This is a genomic window from Bartonella sp. MU37NMGALS (genome assembly GCF_042194015.1).
GTDB lineage: Bacteria > Pseudomonadota > Alphaproteobacteria > Rhizobiales > Rhizobiaceae > Bartonella > Bartonella grahamii.
The window spans coordinates 1-754 of sequence record NZ_JBHIML010000118.1 but is presented as its reverse complement, the minus strand read 5'-3'; the positions used below and the strand labels follow the sequence as shown (position 1 = coordinate 754).

Sequence of the window (754 nt, the reverse complement as noted above, 5' to 3'; positions counted from 1 at the left end):
CTTACTGAGTACGTTGTAAACGTTTGAAGCAGTGACTTTACCCAAGCGCGCTTGAAACCATTCTGCTGTTCTTTGTTTCATCTCACACCGCCGTTTGTTGCTCTTGTGGCGTTGCTATATCGGCATCTTGTATAGTAGAATCTGTTTCTACCTTTTGCCTATTTTGTTTCTTTTTCAAAAGATGCAATACCGTTTGTGCTTGTCCTTCAGACATATCGTCAAGCTTTTTGACGTCGAAATGAGCAAGTATTTTTTCTTCTTCTGCTTGGGTTTGTACGATGAGTCTTCTGATTTCATTGATCTGTTGTGGAAAAGCCTTTTTAATAGGCGGGTTTCCATCCGTATCATCATCTTCACTCACGACATTAAGAAGCATACCTAACAGATATCTGCGTGCGTATGTGATTGCAGAACCAACCGATTGTATATTTGACTTGCATCCTTTCGTGTCATAAGGAAACTTTCCTTCTGTTGAGATTTTATTTCCAGACGGATGCGTCAAAGTCATTTCTATAATTATATTGTCTGAACTCTGTTCTTTGATACGAGAAAACAAAGCAAATCGGTGTTTTGCAAGAGTATTTTTTACAGCATCAATGTACTGGTCAAGGGTTGCATATTGGCTGTTTGTATGGGTGTTTGTAGAGTTTTTTTGTATTTTTTGATATTCTATTTGCATATTCGAAAGATCACTGGCAAATCTTTCGTAGTTTTGTCGTTCTATTTCTTTTTCTCGTAAGGCAATGAGACGCTC

The 754-nt window shown here is 38.1% G+C and carries 1 protein-coding gene and 1 pseudogene; both read right to left on the bottom strand.

Annotated elements, in window-relative coordinates; translation table 11 throughout:
* Positions 1-81: pseudogene (locus tag ACFIJP_RS09435) on the bottom strand (exonuclease); the annotation flags it as partial.
* 1 nt (position 82) lies between these two features.
* A partial coding sequence (locus ACFIJP_RS09430) for an ERF family protein (protein ID WP_375627157.1) occupies positions 83-754 on the bottom strand: 672 nt, incomplete at its 5' end.